This window comes from Pseudomonas sp. HN11, assembly GCF_021390155.1.
Taxonomy (GTDB): domain Bacteria; phylum Pseudomonadota; class Gammaproteobacteria; order Pseudomonadales; family Pseudomonadaceae; genus Aquipseudomonas.
On record NZ_CP089985.1, the window covers coordinates 946,247 to 966,109 of the forward strand.

A 19,863-nucleotide genomic window follows, 5' to 3' on the forward strand; every position below is an offset into this window, starting at 1 on the left:
GCCGTGTGATGCAGTTGATTGAACATGCCGACTCGCCGCGCTCGATTCGTTTGCACGAGCGCGACAACGTGGTGATCGTGGTCAATGACCAAGGCGTACCGGCCGGGACCGAGTTCCCGGACGGCCTGGTAACCGTGGATTTCATTCCCCAGAGCCATAAAGTGACCCTGGAAGATATCCCCGAAGGTGGTCAGATTATTCGCTACGGCCAGACCATCGGTTACGCCCTGGCGCCCATCCCACGCGGCAGTTGGGTGCAGGAAGATCAACTGCGCATGCCCACCGCGCCGCCGTTGGACAGCTTGCCGCTGTCCACTGAGGTGCCTGAGGCCCAGGCGCCGCTGGAAGGGTTTACCTTTGAGGGTTACCGCAACGCGGATGGCACCGTGGGTACGCGCAATATCCTTGGCATCACGACCACGGTGCAGTGCGTGACCGGTGTGCTGGACCATGCGGTCAAGCGCATCAAGGATGAGTTGCTGCCCAAGTACCCGCACGTCGACGACGTGGTGGCGCTGACCCACAGCTACGGCTGCGGCGTGGCGATCACCGCGACCGATGCCTATATTCCGATCCGCACGGTGCGCAACCTGGCGCGCAACCCGAACCTGGGCGGCGAAGCCTTGGTGATCAGCTTGGGCTGCGAGAAATTGCAGGCCGGGCAGGTGATGCACGACAACGACAGCTCGGTCGACCTGAGCGAGCCCTGGCTGTATCGGCTGCAGGATTCCAGCCACGGCTTTACCGAGATGATCGAGCAGATCATGGCGTTGGCCGAAACGCGTCTGAAGAAACTCGACCAGCGCCGCCGCGAAACTGTGCCGGCGTCGGAGCTGATCCTGGGCATGCAATGCGGCGGCAGCGATGCGTTTTCCGGTATCACCGCTAACCCGGCGTTGGGTTATGCCTCGGATCTGCTGCTACGGGCCGGGGCAACGGTGATGTTTTCCGAAGTGACGGAAGTCCGCGACGCCATCTACCTGCTGACTTCTCGGGCTGAAAGCCAAGCAGTTGCTCAGGAACTGGTCCGGGAAATGGACTGGTACGACCGTTACCTGGCCAAGGGCGAGGCGGATCGCAGCGCCAACACCACGCCGGGCAACAAGAAGGGCGGGTTGTCGAACATTGTCGAGAAGTCCTTGGGCTCTATCGTCAAGTCCGGCAGCAGCGCGATCAATGGCGTGCTTGGCCCTGGCGAGCGTTTCAAGGGCAAGGGTCTGATCTTTTGCGCCACCCCGGCCAGTGACTTTGTGTGCGGCACCTTGCAGCTCGCAGCGGGCATGAACCTGCATGTGTTCACCACCGGGCGTGGCACGCCATATGGGCTGGCGATGGCGCCGGTGGTGAAGGTGTCGACGCGTACGGAACTGGCGCAGCGCTGGCCGGACCTGATCGACATTGACGCAGGGCGTATCGCGACTGGGCGGGCGAGCATCGAGGAGCTGGGTTGGGAGCTGTTTCACTTCTACCTGGATGTGGCCAGCGGCAAGAAGCAGACGTGGGCGGAGCATCACAAGCTGCACAACGACATCACGTTATTCAACCCTGCCCCCATTACCTGAGACCGAGTCGCCTGCTTCGCGAGCAACCCCGCTCCCACACTTGACCGCATTCTCCTGTTGGAAATCGGTCGAATGTGGGAGCGGCGGTGCGACGATTCGACTTGCTCGCGAAGGCGTCCTACCAGACGCCGCAGGGCTGCATGGCTTATCATTAGCCACCTGACGACGCTCACCAAGGTTCTCCCCGGCATGCTGGCAATCTTCCTCACCACCCTCACCATCACCGCGCCGGTGTTTGCCATGCTGTTCCTGGGTGTGCTGCTCAAGCGCATCAACTGGATCAACGACAACTTTATCCACACAGCCTCGTCCCTGGTGTTCAACGTCACCATGCCGGCGTTGCTGTTCCTTGGCATTCTGCATGCCGACCTGCACTCGGCGCTCAAGCCGGGCCTGCTGATCTACTTTGCCGTCGCCACCTTGCTCAGCTTCGCCCTGGCCTGGGGCTGGGCGATTTTTCGGTGCAGGCGTGAAGACCGGGGTATCTACACCCAAGGCGCATTTCGCGGCAATAACGGGGTAATCGGACTGGCACTGGCGGCCAGTATGTACGGCGACTCCGGCATCTCCCTCGGCGCGATCCTCGCGGCGTTGGTGATCCTGTTCTACAACACCCTGTCGACCATCGTGTTGGCGGTGTACAGCCCGGTGATCAAGTCCGATCCGTGGAGCATCTGCAAGAGTGTGGTGGCCAATCCGCTGATCATCAGTGTGATCGTAGCGGCACCGTTCGCTTATTTTCAGATTGGCCTGCCAGGCTGGCTGGAAAAATCCATGCAGTATCTGGCGGATACCACCTTGCCGTTGGCCTTGATCTGCATTGGCGGCACCTTGTCCCTGGCAGCGTTGCGCAAGAGCGGCAATATGGCGCTGAGCGCGAGTTTGATGAAGATGGTCTGGCTGCCGGTGGCTGCGACCTTAGGCGCGTGGTTGCTGGGCTTTCGCGGACCAGAACTGGGGATTTTGTTCCTGTACTTCGGTGCGCCGACCGCAGCCGCCAGTTTTGTGATGGCCAGGGCGGCCGAGGGCAATCATGAGCTGGCTGCAGCGATTATCGTAATCACCACCTTGATGGCGGCGGTAACCACGAATATCGGGATCTTCGTGTTGCAGGCGGGCGGCTGGATCTAGCCTTCTTTCTGATAGGTATCGATCACTTCCTGGGCGGCACGGAACGCATCAATCGCCGCCGGCACACCGGCATACACCGCACAATGCAGCAAGGCCTCGCGGATCTCTTCCACGGTGCAACCATTATTCAGCGCGCCGCGCACATGGCCCTTGAGTTCCTGCGGGCACTTGAGCGCGGTGAGGGCAGCGAGGGTGATCAGGCTGCGGGTCTTCAATGGCAACCCTTTGCGGTTCCACACGCTGCCCCAGGCATGCTCGTTGACGAAGTCCTGCAGCGGCTGGGTGAACTCGGTGGCATTGCCCAGGGCGCGGTCGACAAATGCATCGCCCATGACCTTGCGACGCATCTCAACCCCGGGCTTTTTCTGATCGGTCATTGCGAATCCCTCTTGTGTTGGCGGCGCCAGGCTCGCAGCGTGCTGAACAACAGAAAAGCCACCAGCACTGGCAGGACGTAATACAGCATCAGGTGTTCAAGCTTGGTGGCCAGGGGCATGCCGGTCGTAAACGCCATCACGTGCAAGCCGTACGCCAGGTACAGGCCCAGCAACACCAGGCCTTCGGAGCGGGTCACGCGGTAACCGGTGTAAAACACCGGCAGGCACAGCACCACCACGCCAAGCATTACCGGTAGGTCGAAGTCCAGCGCATTGGGTGATACCGACAGCGGCGAGGGCGCGAGCAGGGCGGTCAGGCCCAATACGCCCAGCAGGTTGAACAGGTTGCTGCCGATCACGTTGCCCACGGCGATTTCCCGCTCGCCGCGCAGGGCGGCAATCAACGAGGTGGCCAGGCACGGCAGAGAGGTGCCGACGCCGATCAAGGTCAGGCCGATTACACGTTCCGACAGGCCCAGGTCGCCCGCCACATCCACGGCTGCGCCCAACAGCAAATGGCCGGCCAGCACCAGAATCAGCAGGCCGCCAAGCATCAGCAGTACGCTGCTCAGCCAAGGCGCGCGGGCCACGGTGTCCAGCGTGCGTGGACGGCGGGAATGACGGGTCTGGTAGTGCAGCACGCCGAGGTAGGCGACCAGGGCAACCAGCAACAGCAGGCCGTCGACGGCCGTGAGTGCTTCATTGGCGGCGAGGGTGAACACCAGCAGTGCGGCAAGGATCATCACCGGAATGTCCAGGCGTACCAGCTGGCGCGAGACCCGCAGCGGAATGATCAGCGCCGACAGGCCCAGGGTCACCAGGGTGTTGAAGATGCTGCTGCCGATCACACTACCCACGGCGATATCGGTGTTGCCGGCCAGTGTGGCTTGCAGGCTGACGGTCATCTGCGGCGCGCTGCTGCCAAAGGCGACGATCGTCAGGCCGATGATCAGCGGCCGCACCTTGAGGCTCGCGGCCAGGCGCACGGCGGCGCGCACCAGGATTTCGGCGCCGATGACCAGCAGCACCAGGCCGCTGACCAATTCCAGCAGGCTCCAGGGCGAGAGGGCGGTTAATCCGAAAATGGCCAGGGCTCCGTCTCTAGTTGCTCAGCGCTTGTACGCGCACACGCGCCGTACCGCTGCTGATCATACCCAACTGCTGGGCAGCCTTGCGTGAAAGGTCGATCAAACGCCCACGGGTGTGCGGGCCGCGATCATTGATGCGAACAACCACGGATCTGTCGTTGTCGAGATTGGTGACCTTGACCTGGGTGCCGAACGGCAATCGTCGGTGGGCAGCGGTCAGGGCGTTCTGGTTGAAGGGTTCACCGCTGGCGGTCTTTTTGCCATGGTGCCGGGCGCCGTAATAGGAGGCGGTGCCGGTTTCATCGTAGCCATTGGGGTTGATGACGCCGCTGGCACAGCCGGCCAACAGGGAGAACAGGGCCAGGAGGCCTAAAAGACGCTTCATTTTCAAGGTGCCCCACTCCCACAGGGGGTCCGAGTCGAGCATGAAATCTCACTCGGACCCTTCATCGCTGTCAGCCTTCGAGCTTGCTTTTCAGCAATTCGTTCACCTGCTGCGGGTTGGCCTTGCCTTTGGAGGCTTTCATCGCCTGGCCCACAAAGAAACCGAACATCTTGCCGCGCTTGGCTTCGTCTGCCGCACGGTACTGCTCGACTTGCTCGGCGTTGGCCGCGAGCATTTCATCCAGCACGGCCGAAATCGCGCCGCTATCGGTGACTTGCTTGAGGCCGCGCTTCTCGATGATCTCGTCGGCGCTGCCTTCACCGGCGGCCATGGCTTCGAACACGGTCTTGGCGATTTTGCCGGAGATGGTGTTGTCCTTGATGCGCAGCAGCATGCCGCCCAGTTGCTCGGCGGTGACCGGGGCTTCGTCGATTTCCAGGCCCTGTTTGTTCAACAGGCTGCCCAGCTCAACCATCACCCAGTTCGCCGCCAGCTTGGCGTCGCCGGCAATGCTCACGACTTTTTCGAAGTAGTTGGCTTGCTCACGGCTGGAGGCCAGCACGCTGGCGTCGTAGACCGACAGGCCGAACTGCGCCTGGAAGCGCTCGCGTTTCTGCTGCGGCAGTTCCGGCAGAGTGGCGCGGATGTCATTGAGGAACGAGTCCTCCAGCACCACCGGCAACAGGTCCGGATCGGGGAAGTAACGGTAGTCGTTGGCTTCCTCTTTGCTGCGCATGGCGCGGGTTTCGTCTTTGTTCGGGTCGTACAGGCGGGTCTGCTGGATGACCTTGCCGCCGTCTTCGATCAGCTCGATCTGGCGACGCACTTCGCTGTTGATCGCCTTCTCGATGAAGCGGAACGAGTTGACGTTCTTGATCTCGCAGCGGGTGCCGAACTCGACCTGGCCCTTGGGACGGATCGACACGTTGCAGTCGCAACGCAGCGAGCCTTCGGCCATGTTGCCGTCGCAGATGCCCAGGTAACGCACCAGCGCGTGGATGGTCTTGACGTAGGCCACGGCTTCCTTGGCGCTGCGCATGTCCGGCTCGGAGACGATCTCCAGCAACGGCGTACCGGCGCGGTTCAGATCGATACCGGTGGCGCCCGGGAATTCTTCGTGCAGGCTCTTGCCGGCATCTTCTTCCAGGTGGGCGCGGGTCACGCCGACGCGCTTGATGGTGCCGTCTTCCAGCGGGATGTCCAGGTGGCCCTTGCCGACGATCGGCAGCTCCATCTGGCTGATCTGGTAGCCCTTGGGCAGGTCCGGGTAGAAGTAGTTCTTGCGCGCGAACACGTTGTGCTGGCCGATCTCGGCGTCAATTGCCAGGCCGAACATCACCGCCATGCGTACCGCTTCCTGGTTCAGCACCGGCAAAACGCCGGGCATGCCCAGGTCGACCAGGCTGGCCTGGGTGTTGGGCTCGGAGCCGAACGTAGTGGCGCTACCGGAGAAAATCTTCGATTGGGTGGCGAGCTGGGTATGAATCTCCAGCCCGATCACAACTTCCCATTGCATAGTGTTCTCCTCAGAAGCCGGTAGGGGTGCGAGTGTGCCAGTCGGTGTTCAACTGGTACTGGTGCGCCACATTGAGCAGGCGGCCTTCCTGGAAATACGGGGCGAGCAATTGCACGCCGACCGGCAGGCCATCGACGAAACCGGCAGGCATGGACAAGCCCGGCAGGCCGGCGAGGTTGGCGGTGATGGTGTACAGGTCTTCGAGGTACGCAGCCACCGGGTCGCCGTTCTTGGCGCCAAGTTTCCAGGCCGGGTTCGGCGTGGTTGGACCAAGGATCACGTCCACTTGCTCAAAGGCGGCCATGAAATCGTTTTTCACCAGGCGACGGATTTTCTGCGCCTTGAGGTAGTAGGCGTCGTAGTAACCGGCCGACAGGGCGTAGGCACCGACCATGATCCGGCGTTGTACTTCGGCACCGAAGCCTTCGCCACGGGAGCGCTTATAAAGGTCGGTGAGGTCTTTCGGGTTTTCGCAGCGGTAGCCGAAACGCACGCCGTCGAAACGCGACAGGTTGGAGGATGCCTCTGCCGGTGCGATCACGTAGTACGCCGGAATCGCGTGCCCGTTATTCGGCAGGCTGATTTCCTTGATCACCGCGCCGAGGCTTTCCAGCGTCTTGACGCTGTTGTGCACCAGCTCAGCAATGCGAGGGTCAAGACCGGCGCTGAAGTACTCCTTCGGCACGCCGATGCGCAGGCCCTTGAGCGAGGTGTTCAGGCTGGCGCTGTAGTCCGGCACCGGCTCGTCGATGCTCGTGGAGTCCTGTTTATCGAAGCCTGCCATGCCTTGTAACAAAATTGCGCAGTCTTCAGCGGTGCGCGCCAAAGGGCCGCCCTGATCCAGGCTGGACGCGTAGGCAATCATGCCCCAACGGGAAACGCGACCGTAGGTCGGCTTCAGGCCGGTGAGGTTGGTGAAGGCAGCGGGCTGGCGGATCGAACCGCCAGTGTCGGTGGCCGTGGCGGCTGGCAGGAAGCGTGCGGCAACTGCGGCGGCCGAACCACCCGACGAACCGCCGGGCACGTGCTCCAGGTTCCACGGGTTTTTCACCGCGCCGTAGTAGCTCGATTCGTTGGCCGAACCCATGGCGAATTCGTCCATGTTGGTCTTGCCCAGGGTCACGGCCCCGGCGGCAGCCAGCTTGGACACCACGGTGGCATCGTAGGGCGCTTTAAAGTTGTCGAGCATTTTCGAGCCGCAACTGGTGCGAATGCCCTGGGTGCAGAACAGGTCTTTGTGGGCGATCGGTGCGCCCAGCAGCGGGCCGTTTTCACCGTTGGCGCGACGTGCGTCGGCGGCCTTGGCCTGGCTCAAGGCCAGCTCTTCGGTGAGGCTGATGAAGCTGTTGACCTTCGGATCGTGCTCGGCGATGCGCGCCAGCAGGGTCTTGGTCAGCTCTTCGGAAGAAAACTTTTTGTCGGCGAGACCGCGGGCGATCTCGGCCAGAGTCATGTGATGCATTGCAGGCTCTTTCCCTTTAGTCGATGACTTTCGGAACCAGGTACAGGCCGTTTTCGACCGCTGGCGCGATGGACTGGTAGGCCTCGCGACTATTACTCTCGGTCACGACATCTGCGCGCAGGCGCTGGCTGGCTTCCAGCGGGTGAGCCAGGGGCTCGATACCGTCGGTATTCACGGCCTGCATTTGGTCGACCAGCCCGAGGATGCTGTTCAGGGCTGCGGTGGTCTGTGGAAGATCGGCATCATTGAGGCCAAGCGAGGCCAAGTGCGCGATTTTTTCCACGTCGGAGCGTTCAAGCGTCATGGGAATCTCCAGTGGAAAACAGAACGGAGGCTGTCCGTGTGTTAGATTGTCGGAACACTACCGCATTTCTACGGTCTTACGGCCGCGATTGTGGGGTTAGGTGCACAGAAAGTCGGCCAATTTAGCACATTGGCGCCTTGCCCAAAATCCCTGTCGTTGTTAGAGTTTGCCGCACTTTTTTACCCACGCGTTGCCTAGGGTCCCTTTCCCATGTTCAAGAAACTGCGTGGCATGTTTTCCAGCGATCTTTCCATTGACCTGGGCACTGCCAACACCCTTATTTACGTGCGCGAGCGCGGTATCGTCCTGAATGAGCCATCGGTTGTGGCCATTCGGACCCATGGTAATCAGAAAAGTGTCGTTGCCGTCGGCACCGAGGCCAAGCGCATGCTCGGCCGTACACCCGGCAATATTGCTGCCATTCGTCCGATGAAGGACGGCGTGATTGCCGACTTCAGTGTCTGCGAGAAGATGCTGCAGTACTTTATCAACAAGGTTCACGAAAACAGTTTCCTGCAGCCCAGCCCTCGTGTGCTGATCTGCGTTCCGTGCAAGTCCACCCAGGTTGAGCGTCGTGCCATCCGTGAATCGGCCCTTGGCGCCGGTGCCCGTGAAGTATTCCTGATCGAAGAGCCAATGGCGGCTGCGATCGGTGCCGGCCTGCCGGTTGAAGAAGCGCGCGGTTCGATGGTGGTGGATATCGGTGGTGGTACCACTGAAATCGCCCTGATCTCCCTGAACGGTGTGGTGTATGCCGAATCCGTGCGCGTAGGCGGCGATCGTTTCGACGAAGCGATCATCACCTATGTCCGTCGTAACTACGGCAGCCTGATCGGCGAGTCCACCGCCGAGCGCATCAAGCAGGAAATCGGCACCGCCTACCCGGGCGGCGAAGTGCGCGAAGTCGATGTGCGCGGTCGCAACCTGGCCGAAGGTGTTCCACGTGCCTTCACCCTGAACTCCAATGAAGTGCTGGAAGCTCTGCAAGAGTCCCTGGCCACCATCGTTCAGGCGGTGAAAAGCGCCCTGGAGCAATCGCCGCCGGAATTGGCTTCCGACATCGCCGAGCGTGGCCTGGTGCTGACCGGTGGTGGCGCCTTGCTGCGCGACCTCGACAAACTGCTGGCCCAGGAAACCGGCCTGCCAGTGATCGTCGCCGAAGACCCGCTAACCTGCGTCGCCCGTGGCGGTGGCCGTGCACTGGAAATGATGGATAAACACACCATGGACCTGCTTTCCAGCGAATAAGCCTTTGCTGATTAGCCCATGTTTCGCCCACAGGCAGCACTTTGCAGTGCTGCCTGTGGGCGTTTATCTTCTTCAATCTGCATCCAGGCCGGTTAGATGCCGTATGAATAAAGAGAACATTTGCCTGGGAGGAGCGGCTTATTAAACCGCTTTTCGCCAAAGGCCCCTCATTGGGCGTGCGCCTATTGGTGCTGGTCGTGCTTTCGGTCGCGCTGATGGTGGTCGATGCCCGCTTTGCACTGCTCAAGCCCGTGCGTAGCCAGATGTCGCTGGTGTTGATGCAGACTTACTGGATCACTGACCTGCCGCAACGTCTGTACCAGGGCGTGGCCAGCCAATTCGGCAGCCGCACCGAACTGGTCGCCGAGAACGAAAAACTCAAGACCGAAAACCTGCTGTTGCAGGGGCGCATGCAGAAGCTTGCGGCCCTCACCGAGCAGAACGTTCGGCTGCGCGAGTTGCTCAACTCTTCCGCATTGGTCAACGAAAAGGTCGAAGTGGCCGAGTTGATCGGCATGGACCCCAACCCCTTCACCCATCGCATCATCATCAATAAGGGTGAGCGCGACGGTGTGGTCCTGGGCCAGCCGGTGCTCGACGCCCGCGGCTTGATGGGCCAGGTGGTTGAGCTGATGCCCTACACCTCGCGGGTGTTGTTGCTGACGGACACCACCCACAGCATTCCGGTGCAGGTGAACCGCAACGGTCTGCGCGCGATCGCCAGCGGCACCGGTAACCCGGAGCGCCTGGAGTTGCGCCATGTCGCGGACACCGCTGACATCAAGGAAGGTGACCTGCTGGTCAGCTCCGGCCTGGGTCAGCGTTTCCCGGCGGGTTACCCGGTGGCGACGGTGAAGGAAGTGATCCACGATTCCGGTCAGCCGTTCGCCATTGTGCGTGCCGTGCCGACCGCCGCCCTGAACCGCAGCCGTTACCTGCTGCTGGTGTTCAGCGACAACCGTACTCCGGAAGAACGTGCCAACGATGCCGCGCAGGCCCAGGAAGCGGAAGACAAGCAAAACGGCACAGCGCCGATCGTTCCGGCGACCGTGCCCAAGCCGGCATTCGTAGGACCACCGGCACCGACGGTAGCACCGGCAACGCCTGTAGCCACCCCGGTCAAGCCTGCAGCTCACAGCACGCGTGCAGCCAAGCCGACAGTGACTAAACCTGCGGCCGTGACACCGGCTGCCAAGCCTCCGGCAACTGCCCCGGCAACCACGCGGCAGAGGGAGGAATAATGGCCAGTACTCATTCGCGCAACGGCTGGATCGTCTGGCTGACCTTTGCTGTCGGTATGCTGCTTAGCGTTTCGCCATTGCCGCAATTCATGGAAATCCTGCGTCCGCTCTGGCTGGCGCTGCTGCTCGCTTTCTGGTCGCTGAACCTGCCGCATAAGGTCGGCATGGTCACCGCCATGTTCCTAGGGTTGGCGGAGGATGTGCTCTATGGCACCTTGCTGGGCCAGAACGCCTTGATCCTGACCCTGATCACTTTTCTCGTATTGTCGTTGCAGCAGCGCCTGCGCATGTTTCCGATGTGGCAACAGTGCCTGGTGATCCTGGTGATCTTCGGCCTGGCGCAGTTGGTTCAGCTATGGCTCAGCGCCCTGACCGGCAACCGCCAGCCAACCCTGGCGCTGGTGCTGCCGGCCCTGGTCAGTGCATTGCTGTGGCCGTGGATCAGTTTCGGCCTGCGTGGGTTGCGTCGTCGCTATAAAATCAATTGAATGGATTGCGAGGCTCTGCCTGGTTATCGAACCCTACAGGGAGAGTCTGCAATGAATTCGCTTTACCTGGCCTCGGGCTCCCCGAGGCGGCGTGAACTGCTGACCCAGATCGGTGTGCCTTTTACCGTGGTCAGCGCCGCTATTGATGAAACCCCTCTTACAAACGAATCCGCCGTTTCCTACGTCGAGCGTCTTGCGCGCGGCAAGGCAGCGGCAGGTTTTGCTGTGCTCGAAATCACTAGCAACGCTTGCGTGTTGGGTGCTGATACTGCCGTGATCGTCGATGGCAAGATCCTCGGCAAGCCCGTAGATCAGGCCGATGCCCTGGCAATGTTGATGGCTCTGGCGGGGCGTGAACATGAAGTGCTGACCGCCATTGCCCTCACCGACGGCCAACGCTGTGAGACAGTTTGTGTAGGCAGTCATGTACGGTTTCGCGGGATTTCTGTCGAGGAAGCGACCACCTACTGGCACAGTGGCGAACCTCAGGACAAGGCGGGCGGCTATGCTATCCAAGGGTTGGGCTCGGTGTTTGTCGCCGGTCTCAACGGCAGTTATTCCGCCGTGGTAGGCCTGCCGGTGTGCGAAACCGCGCAACTGCTCGGCCAATTCGGCATACCCTGTTGGCAAAACCTTACCGCGCGCTGAACGCCGTACCCAGCGCCCAGCCTTAAGCGATCGGTCACTATTGTGAAAACGCCTGAACGAGACCCAGCCATGAGTGAAGAGATTCTGATCAATATCACGCCGATGGAATCGCGCGTGGCGGTGGTAGAGAACGGTGTTCTGCAAGAAGTGCACGTTGAGCGCACCCAGAAGCGCGGGATCGTCGGCAATATCTACAAAGGCAAGGTAGTGCGTGTATTGCCGGGGATGCAGGCTGCATTCGTTGATATCGGCCTGGACCGCGCCGCGTTTATCCATGCTTCGGAAATTTCCCTGCGCGAAGGCCCTGCGGTGGAAAGCATCAGCGCCCTGGTGCACGAAGGGCAGAGCCTGGTGGTGCAGGTCACCAAGGACCCCATCGGCTCCAAAGGCGCGCGGCTGACTACTCAACTGTCGATTCCGTCGCGTTACCTGGTGTACATGCCACGCACCGCCCATGTCGGCATTTCCCTGAAAATCGAAGACGAAGCCGAGCGCGAACGCCTGAAAAAGGTGGTCAGCGACTGCGTGGCGGCCGAAGGCATCAAGGAAGCGGGCGGTTTCATTCTGCGCACCGCCGCAGAAGGCGCCGGTGCCGATGAGATCCTCATGGACATCCGCTACCTGCGGCGCCTGTGGGACCAGATCGGCGCGCAGATCAAGACCATCGGCGCGCCCAGCGTTATCTATGAAGACCTCGGCCTGGCCCTGCGTACCCTACGCGACCTAGTCAGCCCGAAGATCGAGAAAATTCGCATCGACTCGCGGGAAACCTTCCAACGCACTACGCAATTTGTCGCCGAGCTTATGCCGGAAATTGCCGATCGCCTGGAACACTACCCCGGCGAGCGGCCGATCTTCGACCTGTATGGCGTCGAAGACGAAATCCAGAAAGCCCTGGAGCGCAAGGTGCCGCTCAAGTCCGGCGGCTACCTGGTGGTGGACCCGGCGGAAGCCATGACCACCATCGACGTCAACACCGGCGCGTTCGTGGGCCATCGCAACCTCGAGGAAACCATCTTCAAGACCAACCTCGAAGCGGCCACCGCGATCGCGCGCCAACTGCGCCTGCGTAACCTGGGCGGCATCATCATCATCGACTTCATCGACATGGAAGACGAAGAGCACCAGCGTCAAGTCCTGCGTACCCTGGAGAAACAGCTGGAGCGCGATCACGCCAAGACCAACATCATCGGCATCACCGAGCTGGGCCTGGTGCAGATGACGCGCAAACGCACCCGCGAAAGCTTGGAGCAGGTGCTGTGCGAGCCGTGCAGCAGTTGCCAGGGCCGCGGTAAATTGAAGACCCCGGAAACCGTTTGCTACGAGATTTTCCGCGAAATCCTGCGAGAGGCGCGGGCCTACCAGGCCGAGGGTTACAGAGTGCTCGCCAACCAGAAAGTGGTCGACCGGCTGCTGGACGAAGAATCCGGTAACGTTGCCGAGCTGGAGGGGTTTATCGGGCGCACGATACGATTCCAGGTCGAAACCATGTATTCCCAGGAACAATACGACGTGGTGCTGCTCTGATCCCCAATCGCTTTTTCTTTTTACGAGACTGGCGGACCTTGATCTGCCGTCCGACTACTGCCTTGAGGGTCGCCTGACATGGAGCGTCTGATACGCTTTTTTGCCGCTATGACCCGGTGGGGCCTGGGCCTCTGTGCCTTGCTCTTGGTGTTGGCTGCGGTGTATGTGAGCCTGGGGCGGGAGTTGACACCGCTGGTGGCCGAGTACCGCGCTGAGGTCGAAGCCAAGGCCCAGGCGGCGGTGGAGATGCCTTTGCACATTGGCAGCCTTGAAGGCCGTTGGAGCGGCTTCGCGCCTGTGTTGCTGGCTCACGATGTGATGGTGGGCGAAGGCAGTCGTGCCTTGCGCCTGGACCAGGTCGAAGTGGTGCCGGATATGTGGGCCAGCCTGATGGCCCGCGAAGTGCGCATTGCCCATCTGCAAGTCAGTGGCTTGCAGCTCAGTGTCAAGGAAGACAAGGACGGTAAATGGGCGTTACAGGGCCTGCCGGTGCGGGACGACCAGCCTGTTGACCCTGAGCAATTGCTCAAGAACATGCAAAAGGTCAAGCGCGTGTCGCTGCTCGACAGCCAAGTGACGTTGCAACCGTTTGATCACGCACCCGTGACCTTGACGTATGTTGGCCTCAGCCTGCATACCGGCATCACCCGCCAACGCCTGGACGCTCGCCTGACGCTGCCCGACGGCCAGCCCTTGGCGGTGAGCCTGCGCACCCGCATTCGTGCCAGCCAATGGAAGGACGGCGAAGTCCAGGCCTACTTGAGCCTGCCGCAAAGCGACTGGGCCAAGTGGATTCCGGCCAAGCTGACCCAGCAATGGAAGCTCACCCAATTCAAGGCCGGTGGTGAATTCTGGCTGACCTGGGCTAAGAGCACCGTGCAGAGCGCGGTGGCACGCCTCAACTCGCCACAGGTAACGGGCAGCTACGCCGACCGCAAACCTGTGCATATCGAGAATCTGGCGCTCACCGCTTACCTGCAACGCAGCAATACCGGTCTCAAGGTGCTGTTCGACTCGCTGGCGATGAACCTGGGGGAAACCCGCTGGGAATCGCGCCTGCAACTTCAGCAAACCCTGGCCACCGACAAGGACCAGGAAGTGTGGAAACTCCAGGCCGACCGCCTGGATCTGACGCCGATTACGCCGCTGCTCAATGCCTTGGCGCCGCTGCCGGAAGGTTTTGCCAAGACCGTCCAGCATCTCAAGGCCACGGGCCTGCTGCGTAATGTGCTGGTGGATTTTCGCCCTCAAGACACGACCGATCAAAAAGTCAGCTTCGCCGCCAACCTCGAACGCATCGGATTTGATGCCTATTTTGGCGCACCGGCTGCGCGGAACGTGTCTGGCAGCATCAGCGGCGACCTGGGCCATGGCGAGTTGCGCATGGACAGCAAGGACTTTTCCCTGCATCTCGATCCGATCTTTGCCAAGCCGTGGCAGTATATTCAGGCCAACGCGCGCCTCACGTGGAAGCTCGACAAGGAAGGCTTCACCCTGATTGCCCCGTATATCAAAGTGCTGGGCGAGGAGGGCAAGGTCGCTGCGGACTTCCTGATTCGCCTGCATTTCGACCACAGCCAGGAAGACTACATGGACCTGCGGGTCGGCATGGTCGATGGCGACGGGCGATTCACCCCCAAGTACCTGCCAGCGGTGTTGAGCCCGGCGTTGGATGAGTGGCTGCGTACGGCGATTCTCAAGGGCGCGGTCGACCAGGGTTTCTTCCAGTATCAGGGGTCGCTGAACCACGACGCACTGCCGGCCTCACGCAATATCAGCCTGTTCTTCAAGGTGCATGACGCCGAACTGGCATTCCAACCCGGCTGGCCGCATGTGAGCAAGGTCGATGGCGAAGTGTTTGTCGAGGAGAGCGGCGTACGCATCCTGGCCAGCAAGGGCCAGTTGCTCGACACCAAGGTCAAGGACGTCTACGTCAATATTCCCCACGCGCCTGTGGGCAAGGACAGTCATCTTTTGCTTACCGGTGGTTTTTCCGGTGGTTTAGGCGATGGTTTGAAAATCCTTCAGGAAGCGCCGATTGGCACTGCATCAACGTTTGCCGGTTGGAAAGGTGAGGGCGACCTGCAAGGCAGCCTTGATCTGGATATTCCCTTGGCTAAGGGAACCGAGCCGAAAATCGTGGTGGACTTCAAAACCGACAAGGCGCGCCTGCAACTGGCGGAGCCTACCCTGGACCTGACCCAGCTCAAGGGCGATTTCCGTTTTGACAGCACCAAGGGCCTCAGTGGCCAGAACATCACGGCCCAGGCGTTCGACCGACCTGTCAGCGCGCAGATTTTTGCCGATGGCAAACCAGGCGACATCAGCACGCGTGTGATTGCCAAGGGCCAGGTGACGGTCAAACGGCTGACGGATTGGTTGAAAATCAGCCAGCCGTTGCCGGTGTCTGGCGATATTCCCTATCAGTTGCAAGTGACCCTGGATGGCGCCGACAGCCAGCTGATGGTCAGCTCCAGTCTCAAGGGCGTGGCCGTGGATTTACCCGCGCCGTTTGGCATGCCGGCGAGCCAGGGGCGTGACAGCGTGTTCCGCATGACTTTGCAAGGTGCAGAGCGTCGTTACTGGTTCGACTACGGCGAACTGGCCAATTTCACGTTTGCAGCACCGCCGGACAACTTCAATGAGGGGCGTGGCGAGCTGTTCCTCGGTGATGGCGATGCCGTGCTGCCGGGCGCGAAGGGCCTGCGTATCCGTGGAGTGCTGTCGGAACTCGATATCGACCCGTGGAAGAAGCTGGTGGATCGCTACGCGGGCAACGATCCGGGCGGCAGCGCCAAGCAATTGCTCAGCGGCGCAGACTTCAAGGTGGGCAAGCTGACCGGTTTTGGTACCCAGTTTGACCAGGTCGATTTGCAACTGAACCGCAAACAGGCGGCCTGGGGCTTGCAACTGGACAGCCAGCAGGCGAAGGGCACGGCCAACCTGCCGGACGCCAAGGGCGCGCCGATTGCGATCAACCTGCAATACGTGAAGCTGCCGGCGGTGGACCCGAAGGCGCAGGCTGACGAAAACGCGCCAGACCCGTTGGCCGATGTCGATCCAAAAAATATCCCCGCACTGGATATCGCCATTGATCAGTTGTTCCAGGGGCCAGACCTTGTCGGCGCCTGGTCTCTGAAAATCCGTCCAACCGCTAAAGGCTTGGCCTTCAACAACCTGGACCTGGGCCTCAAGGGCATGCAACTCAAGGGTGCCGGTGGTTGGGAAGGTACGGCAGGTGACAGCAGCAGTTGGTACAAGGGCCGCTTGGACGGCAAGAACATTGGTGATGTGCTCAAGGGCTGGGGTTATGCACCTACGGTCACCAGCCAGGATTTCCACTTGGATGTGGATGGGCGTTGGCCTGGCTCGCCGGCTTACGTAGGGCCCAAACGGTTCTCCGGCAGCCTGGATGCGGCGTTTCGTAACGGCCAGTTCGTGGAAGTGGAAGGCGGCGCACAGGCGCTGCGGGTGTTTGGCCTGCTGAACTTCAACTCTATTGGGCGCCGTCTGCGCTTGGACTTCTCGGACTTGCTCGGCAAAGGCCTGAGCTATGACCGGGTCAAAGGTTTGTTGGCGGCGAGCAACGGGGTCTTCGTGACCCGTGAGCCGATCACCATGACCGGGCCGTCGACCAACCTGGAGCTCAACGGCACCCTGGACCTGGTCGCAGACCGTGTCGACGCCAAGTTGTTGGTCACTCTGCCGGTGACCAACAACCTGCCGATAGCTGCGCTGATCGTCGGAGCGCCCGCCATTGGTGGCGCGTTGTTCTTGATCGACAAGCTGATCGGTGACCGCGTGGCGCGCTTCGCCAGCGTGCAATACAAAGTTGAAGGCCCGTGGAAGGACCCGAAAATCACCTTCGACAAGCCATTTGAAAAGCCAAACTGAGAGCCTGTGGAGTAGCATGGCCGCATGTCCATTATGGAGAGACGGCCCATGTCCTTTGCGGTAATTCAAATGGTCAGCCAGAGCGATGTTCTGGCCAACCTGGTCCAGGCCCGGCGTTTGTTGGAGCAAGCAGCGGTGGGTGGGGCGAAGCTGGCGGTATTGCCGGAAAACTTCGCCGCCATGGGCCGCCGCGACGTGGCCGATATCGGTCGCGCCGAAGCACTGGGCGAAGGCCCGATCCTGCCGTGGTTGAAGCAGACCGCCCGCGACCTCACCTTATGGATAGTGGCAGGTACTTTGCCACTGCCGCCAAAGGATCAGCCGAACGCCAAGTCCAATGCCTGCTCGCTGCTGGTCGATGATCAGGGTGAAATCGTGGCCCGTTACGACAAGCTGCACCTGTTCGATGTGGATGTCGCCGATGCCCGCGGTCGTTATCGCGAATCCGACGACTATGCTTTCGGGGGTAATGTGGTGGTGGCGGACACACCGGTCGGCCGTTTGGGCCTGACGGTGTGTTACGACCTGCGCTTCCCCGAGCTGTACAGTGAGTTGCGCGCGGCAGGGGCCGAATTGATTACCGCCCCTTCGGCGTTTACGGCGGTGACCGGCGCGGCGCATTGGGATGTGCTGATCCGCGCACGCGCCATCGAGACCCAGTGCTACCTGCTGGCGGCGGCTCAAGGTGGCGAGCATCCTGGGCCACGGGAAACCTACGGCCACGCGGCGATTGTCGACCCCTGGGGGCGTGTGTTGGCGCAACGGGATCAAGGCGAAGCGGTGTTGCTGGCCGAACGCGATAGCAGTGAACAGGCGTCGATACGGGCGCGCATGCCGGTGGTCAACCATCGGCGCTTTTTCTCGCAGGGCGCACAGCGACCTGCTTCGGAACGATGAATTTAAGGCCATACCTATGAGCGCGTTGTTGTCCTCAGTCAGTGATCACCTCCTGGCCCCCGGTGGCGTGACCATCGAAAGTCTGCAAACCGTGCTCGGTGATCTGGCCGGGCCGGGTATTGATGCGGCCGACCTGTATTTCCAGGGCCAAATCTCGGAGTCCTGGACCCTTGAAGATGGCATCGTCAAGGAAGGCAGTTTCAACCTCGACCAAGGTGTCGGCGTACGCGCTCAGTCCGGTGAAAAAACCGGTTTTGCCTACAGTAACGCGATCACCCTGGAAGCCTTGGACCTGGCTGCGCGTGCTGCGCGCTCAATCTCTCGTGCCGGCCAGAACGGCACCGTTCAAGCATTCAGCACCCAGGATGTGGCGCAGTTGTATGCGCCGGACAACCCCCTGGAAGTGATCAGCCGTGCGGAAAAAGTCGAGTTGCTCAAGCGTATCGACGCCGCCACCCGTGCCCTCGACCCGCGTATCCAGCAGGTCACTGTGAGCATGGTCGGTGTGTGGGAGCGCATCCTGGTGGCGTCTACCGATGGCGGTTTGGCGGCAGATGTACGGCCGCTGGTACGCTTCAACGTCAGTGTGATCGTCGAACAGAACGGTCGTCGCGAACGCGGTGGCCATGGCGGCGGCGGGCGTACCGACTACCGTTATTTCCTCACCGACGACCGTGCCATGGGCTATGCCCGTGAAGCGTTGCGCCAGGCGCTGGTCAACCTGGAAGCCATTCCGGCGCCGGCGGGTACGTTGCCGGTGGTGCTGGGGTCGGGCTGGTCCGGAGTGCTGCTGCACGAAGCGGTCGGCCACGGTCTTGAAGGTGACTTCAACCGCAAGGGCAGTTCGGCCTACAGTGGTCGCATGGGCGAGATGGTTGCGTCCAAGCTCTGCACCATCGTCGATGACGGCACCCTGGCCGGTCGCCGTGGCTCGCTGAGCGTCGACGACGAAGGCACCCCGACCGAGTGCACCACCCTGATCGAAAACGGTGTGCTCAAGGGTTACATGCAAGACAAGCTCAACGCTCGCCTGATGGGCGTGGCGCGCACCGGTAACGGTCGCCGCGAGTCCTACGCGCATTTGCCGATGCCACGTATGACCAATACCTACATGCTCGGTGGCGAAAGCGACCCGGCGGAAATCATCGCGTCGGTGAAGCGCGGTATCTACTGCGCCAACCTCGGTGGCGGGCAGGTGGATATCACCAGCGGCAAATTCGTGTTCTCCACCAGTGAGGCGTACCTGATCGAAGACGGCAAGATTACCGCGCCGGTCAAAGGCGCAACGTTGATCGGTAACGGTCCGGAAGCCATGAGCAAGGTGTCGATGGTCGGTAACGACCTGTCGCTGGACAGCGGCGTGGGCACTTGCGGGAAGGACGGGCAGTCGGTGCCGGTGGGTGTCGGCCAGCCAACGCTGAAGATTGATGCGATTACCGTAGGTGGCACGGGTTCGTAAGCGGTGGAGCTTCGGGTGGCGAAGACCGCCACCCGGGGAAGAGGATCAGCGCAGGCCGCGTTGAGTCTCGTCCAGCTCACGGATGTACTTGAAGATTTTACGGCTGGTAGCCGGCGCCTTGTTATGCGCCAGTTCGTGCTGGGCCTGACGGATCAGGGAGCGCAATTGCTGGCGGTCCGCGTCCGGGTAGTCCGCCACGAATTTCTCCAGCACCGCGTCATCGCCAGAGATCAGGCGGTCACGCCAACGTTCCAGGTTATGGAAGCGTTCGTTGTACTGGCGAGTGGAGGCATCGGTTTGATCGAGCAACGTCAGAATGGCGTCAATGTCCTGATCGCGCATGAGTTTGCCGATAAACGAGATGTGCCGTTTGCGCGCGATATTCGCGGTGTGCTTGGGCGCATCCGCCAAGGCCCGGCGCATTTCGTCGGTCAATGGCAGTTTTGCAATCAAATCCTTCTTGAGCGTTGTAAGACGCTCGCCAAGGTCAACCAGAGCATGCAGCTCGCGTTTGACCTGGGTTTTGCTTTTCTCCCCATCGAGGGAGTCGTCGTAAGAATCAACCATGGTGGCAGTCCGCAAAGAAACGCCGTCATGATAACCAGTCGGGGGCCGCTTGTCCGGCCCGGTCGCTCG

Annotated in this window: 17 protein-coding genes; 10 read left to right on the forward strand and 7 right to left on the reverse strand. The window is 61.1% G+C overall.

Annotated features, from left to right (window positions below; all coding sequences use genetic code 11):
* The first annotated feature begins 8 nt into the window (after nt 1–8).
* Nucleotides 9–1,562: a galactarate dehydratase gene (garD, locus tag LVW35_RS04245; protein ID WP_233893882.1), complete on the forward strand. Its 1,554-nt coding sequence runs from the start codon at nt 9–11 to the stop codon at nt 1,560–1,562.
* 189 nt (nt 1,563–1,751) lie between these two features.
* Nucleotides 1,752–2,693, forward strand: a complete 942-nt coding sequence (locus tag LVW35_RS04250) for an AEC family transporter (RefSeq protein WP_233893883.1) — start codon at nt 1,752–1,754, stop codon at nt 2,691–2,693.
* Here the strand turns inward: LVW35_RS04250 and LVW35_RS04255 are convergent.
* From LVW35_RS04255 to gatC, 6 genes are all read right to left on the reverse strand, one after another.
* The gene (locus LVW35_RS04255) at nt 2,690–3,070 is read right to left on the reverse strand and encodes a carboxymuconolactone decarboxylase family protein (RefSeq protein ID WP_233893884.1); all 381 of its coding nucleotides are present in this window, start codon (nt 3,068–3,070) and stop codon (nt 2,690–2,692) included. The two genes, LVW35_RS04250 and LVW35_RS04255, sit on opposite strands and share 4 nt — an antisense overlap.
* Nucleotides 3,067–4,113, reverse strand: a complete 1,047-nt coding sequence (locus LVW35_RS04260) for a calcium/sodium antiporter (protein WP_233893885.1) — start codon at nt 4,111–4,113, stop codon at nt 3,067–3,069. The genes LVW35_RS04255 and LVW35_RS04260 overlap by 4 nt, the downstream gene beginning before the upstream one ends.
* Before the next feature lie 58 nt (nt 4,114–4,171).
* On the reverse strand, nt 4,172–4,543 hold the full coding sequence (locus LVW35_RS04265) for a septal ring lytic transglycosylase RlpA family protein (protein ID WP_233896394.1): 372 nt from the start codon (nt 4,541–4,543) through the stop codon (nt 4,172–4,174).
* A 70-nt stretch (nt 4,544–4,613) separates the two neighbouring features.
* Nucleotides 4,614–6,059, reverse strand: coding sequence for an Asp-tRNA(Asn)/Glu-tRNA(Gln) amidotransferase subunit GatB (gene gatB, locus LVW35_RS04270; protein WP_028618844.1), 1,446 nt, complete (start codon nt 6,057–6,059; stop codon nt 4,614–4,616).
* A 10-nt stretch (nt 6,060–6,069) separates the two neighbouring features.
* Nucleotides 6,070–7,521 carry an Asp-tRNA(Asn)/Glu-tRNA(Gln) amidotransferase subunit GatA gene (gene gatA, locus LVW35_RS04275; RefSeq protein WP_233893887.1) on the reverse strand — a complete coding sequence of 484 codons (1,452 nt, stop codon included), beginning with the start codon at nt 7,519–7,521 and terminating at the stop codon, nt 6,070–6,072.
* A gap of 16 nt (nt 7,522–7,537) precedes the next feature.
* Nucleotides 7,538–7,825 (reverse strand): Asp-tRNA(Asn)/Glu-tRNA(Gln) amidotransferase subunit GatC, encoded by a 288-nt coding sequence (gatC, locus tag LVW35_RS04280; RefSeq protein WP_233893889.1) that lies wholly within the window; start codon nt 7,823–7,825, stop codon nt 7,538–7,540.
* A 210-nt stretch (nt 7,826–8,035) separates the two neighbouring features.
* Between gatC and mreB the strand changes: the two genes are divergently transcribed.
* The 8 genes from mreB to tldD all read left to right on the forward strand — a co-directional run bounded on the left by mreB (nt 8,036) and on the right by tldD (nt 19,227).
* On the forward strand, nt 8,036–9,073 hold the full coding sequence (mreB, locus tag LVW35_RS04285) for a rod shape-determining protein MreB (RefSeq protein WP_002555108.1): 1,038 nt from the start codon (nt 8,036–8,038) through the stop codon (nt 9,071–9,073).
* Nucleotides 9,074–9,213: 140 nt separating this feature from the next.
* The gene (mreC, locus tag LVW35_RS04290) at nt 9,214–10,314 is read left to right on the forward strand and encodes a rod shape-determining protein MreC (protein WP_267924904.1); all 1,101 of its coding nucleotides are present in this window, start codon (nt 9,214–9,216) and stop codon (nt 10,312–10,314) included.
* Nucleotides 10,314–10,802 (forward strand): rod shape-determining protein MreD, encoded by a 489-nt coding sequence (gene mreD, locus LVW35_RS04295; protein ID WP_177002400.1) that lies wholly within the window; start codon nt 10,314–10,316, stop codon nt 10,800–10,802. The genes mreC and mreD overlap by 1 nt, the downstream gene beginning before the upstream one ends.
* 51 nt (nt 10,803–10,853) lie before the next feature.
* Entirely contained in the window at nt 10,854–11,450 is a 597-nt protein-coding gene (locus LVW35_RS04300; RefSeq protein ID WP_233893892.1) for a Maf family protein, read from the forward strand.
* A gap of 69 nt (nt 11,451–11,519) precedes the next feature.
* Nucleotides 11,520–12,977, forward strand: a complete 1,458-nt coding sequence (rng, locus tag LVW35_RS04305) for a ribonuclease G (protein WP_010213134.1) — start codon at nt 11,520–11,522, stop codon at nt 12,975–12,977.
* Between the two features lie 78 nt (nt 12,978–13,055).
* Nucleotides 13,056–16,871: a YhdP family protein gene (locus tag LVW35_RS04310; RefSeq protein WP_233893893.1), complete on the forward strand. Its 3,816-nt coding sequence runs from the start codon at nt 13,056–13,058 to the stop codon at nt 16,869–16,871.
* Between the two features lie 48 nt (nt 16,872–16,919).
* Complete coding sequence (locus tag LVW35_RS04315) at nt 16,920–17,768, forward strand: carbon-nitrogen hydrolase family protein (RefSeq protein ID WP_233893894.1); 849 nt, start codon at nt 16,920–16,922, stop codon at nt 17,766–17,768.
* Nucleotides 17,769–17,784: 16 nt separating this feature from the next.
* Nucleotides 17,785–19,227 carry a metalloprotease TldD gene (gene tldD, locus LVW35_RS04320; RefSeq protein WP_233893895.1) on the forward strand — a complete coding sequence of 481 codons (1,443 nt, stop codon included), beginning with the start codon at nt 17,785–17,787 and terminating at the stop codon, nt 19,225–19,227.
* A 45-nt stretch (nt 19,228–19,272) separates the two neighbouring features.
* Here the strand turns inward: tldD and yjgA are convergent, their stop codons facing one another.
* Nucleotides 19,273–19,794 (reverse strand): ribosome biogenesis factor YjgA, encoded by a 522-nt coding sequence (yjgA, locus tag LVW35_RS04325; RefSeq protein WP_233893896.1) that lies wholly within the window; start codon nt 19,792–19,794, stop codon nt 19,273–19,275.
* Between the last annotated feature and the right edge of the window lie 69 nt (nt 19,795–19,863).

Coding starts and splice junctions, on each gene's coding strand:
- gatC (WP_233893889.1), bottom strand. CDS start 7,825: ATGACGCTTGAACGCTCCGACGTGGAAAAAATCGCGCACTTGGCCTCG.
- mreB (WP_002555108.1), top strand. CDS start 8,036: ATGTTCAAGAAACTGCGTGGCATGTTTTCCAGCGATCTTTCCATTGAC.
- LVW35_RS04315 (WP_233893894.1), top strand. CDS start 16,920: ATGTCCTTTGCGGTAATTCAAATGGTCAGCCAGAGCGATGTTCTGGCC.
- LVW35_RS04265 (WP_233896394.1), bottom strand. CDS start 4,543: ATGAAGCGTCTTTTAGGCCTCCTGGCCCTGTTCTCCCTGTTGGCCGGC.
- LVW35_RS04255 (WP_233893884.1), bottom strand. CDS start 3,070: ATGACCGATCAGAAAAAGCCCGGGGTTGAGATGCGTCGCAAGGTCATG.
- LVW35_RS04310 (WP_233893893.1), top strand. CDS start 13,056: ATGGAGCGTCTGATACGCTTTTTTGCCGCTATGACCCGGTGGGGCCTG.
- rng (WP_010213134.1), top strand. CDS start 11,520: ATGAGTGAAGAGATTCTGATCAATATCACGCCGATGGAATCGCGCGTG.
- LVW35_RS04300 (WP_233893892.1), top strand. CDS start 10,854: ATGAATTCGCTTTACCTGGCCTCGGGCTCCCCGAGGCGGCGTGAACTG.
- mreD (WP_177002400.1), top strand. CDS start 10,314: ATGGCCAGTACTCATTCGCGCAACGGCTGGATCGTCTGGCTGACCTTT.
- tldD (WP_233893895.1), top strand. CDS start 17,785: ATGAGCGCGTTGTTGTCCTCAGTCAGTGATCACCTCCTGGCCCCCGGT.
- garD (WP_233893882.1), top strand. CDS start 9: ATGCAGTTGATTGAACATGCCGACTCGCCGCGCTCGATTCGTTTGCAC.
- yjgA (WP_233893896.1), bottom strand. CDS start 19,794: ATGGTTGATTCTTACGACGACTCCCTCGATGGGGAGAAAAGCAAAACC.
- gatB (WP_028618844.1), bottom strand. CDS start 6,059: ATGCAATGGGAAGTTGTGATCGGGCTGGAGATTCATACCCAGCTCGCC.
- LVW35_RS04250 (WP_233893883.1), top strand. CDS start 1,752: ATGCTGGCAATCTTCCTCACCACCCTCACCATCACCGCGCCGGTGTTT.
- gatA (WP_233893887.1), bottom strand. CDS start 7,521: ATGCATCACATGACTCTGGCCGAGATCGCCCGCGGTCTCGCCGACAAA.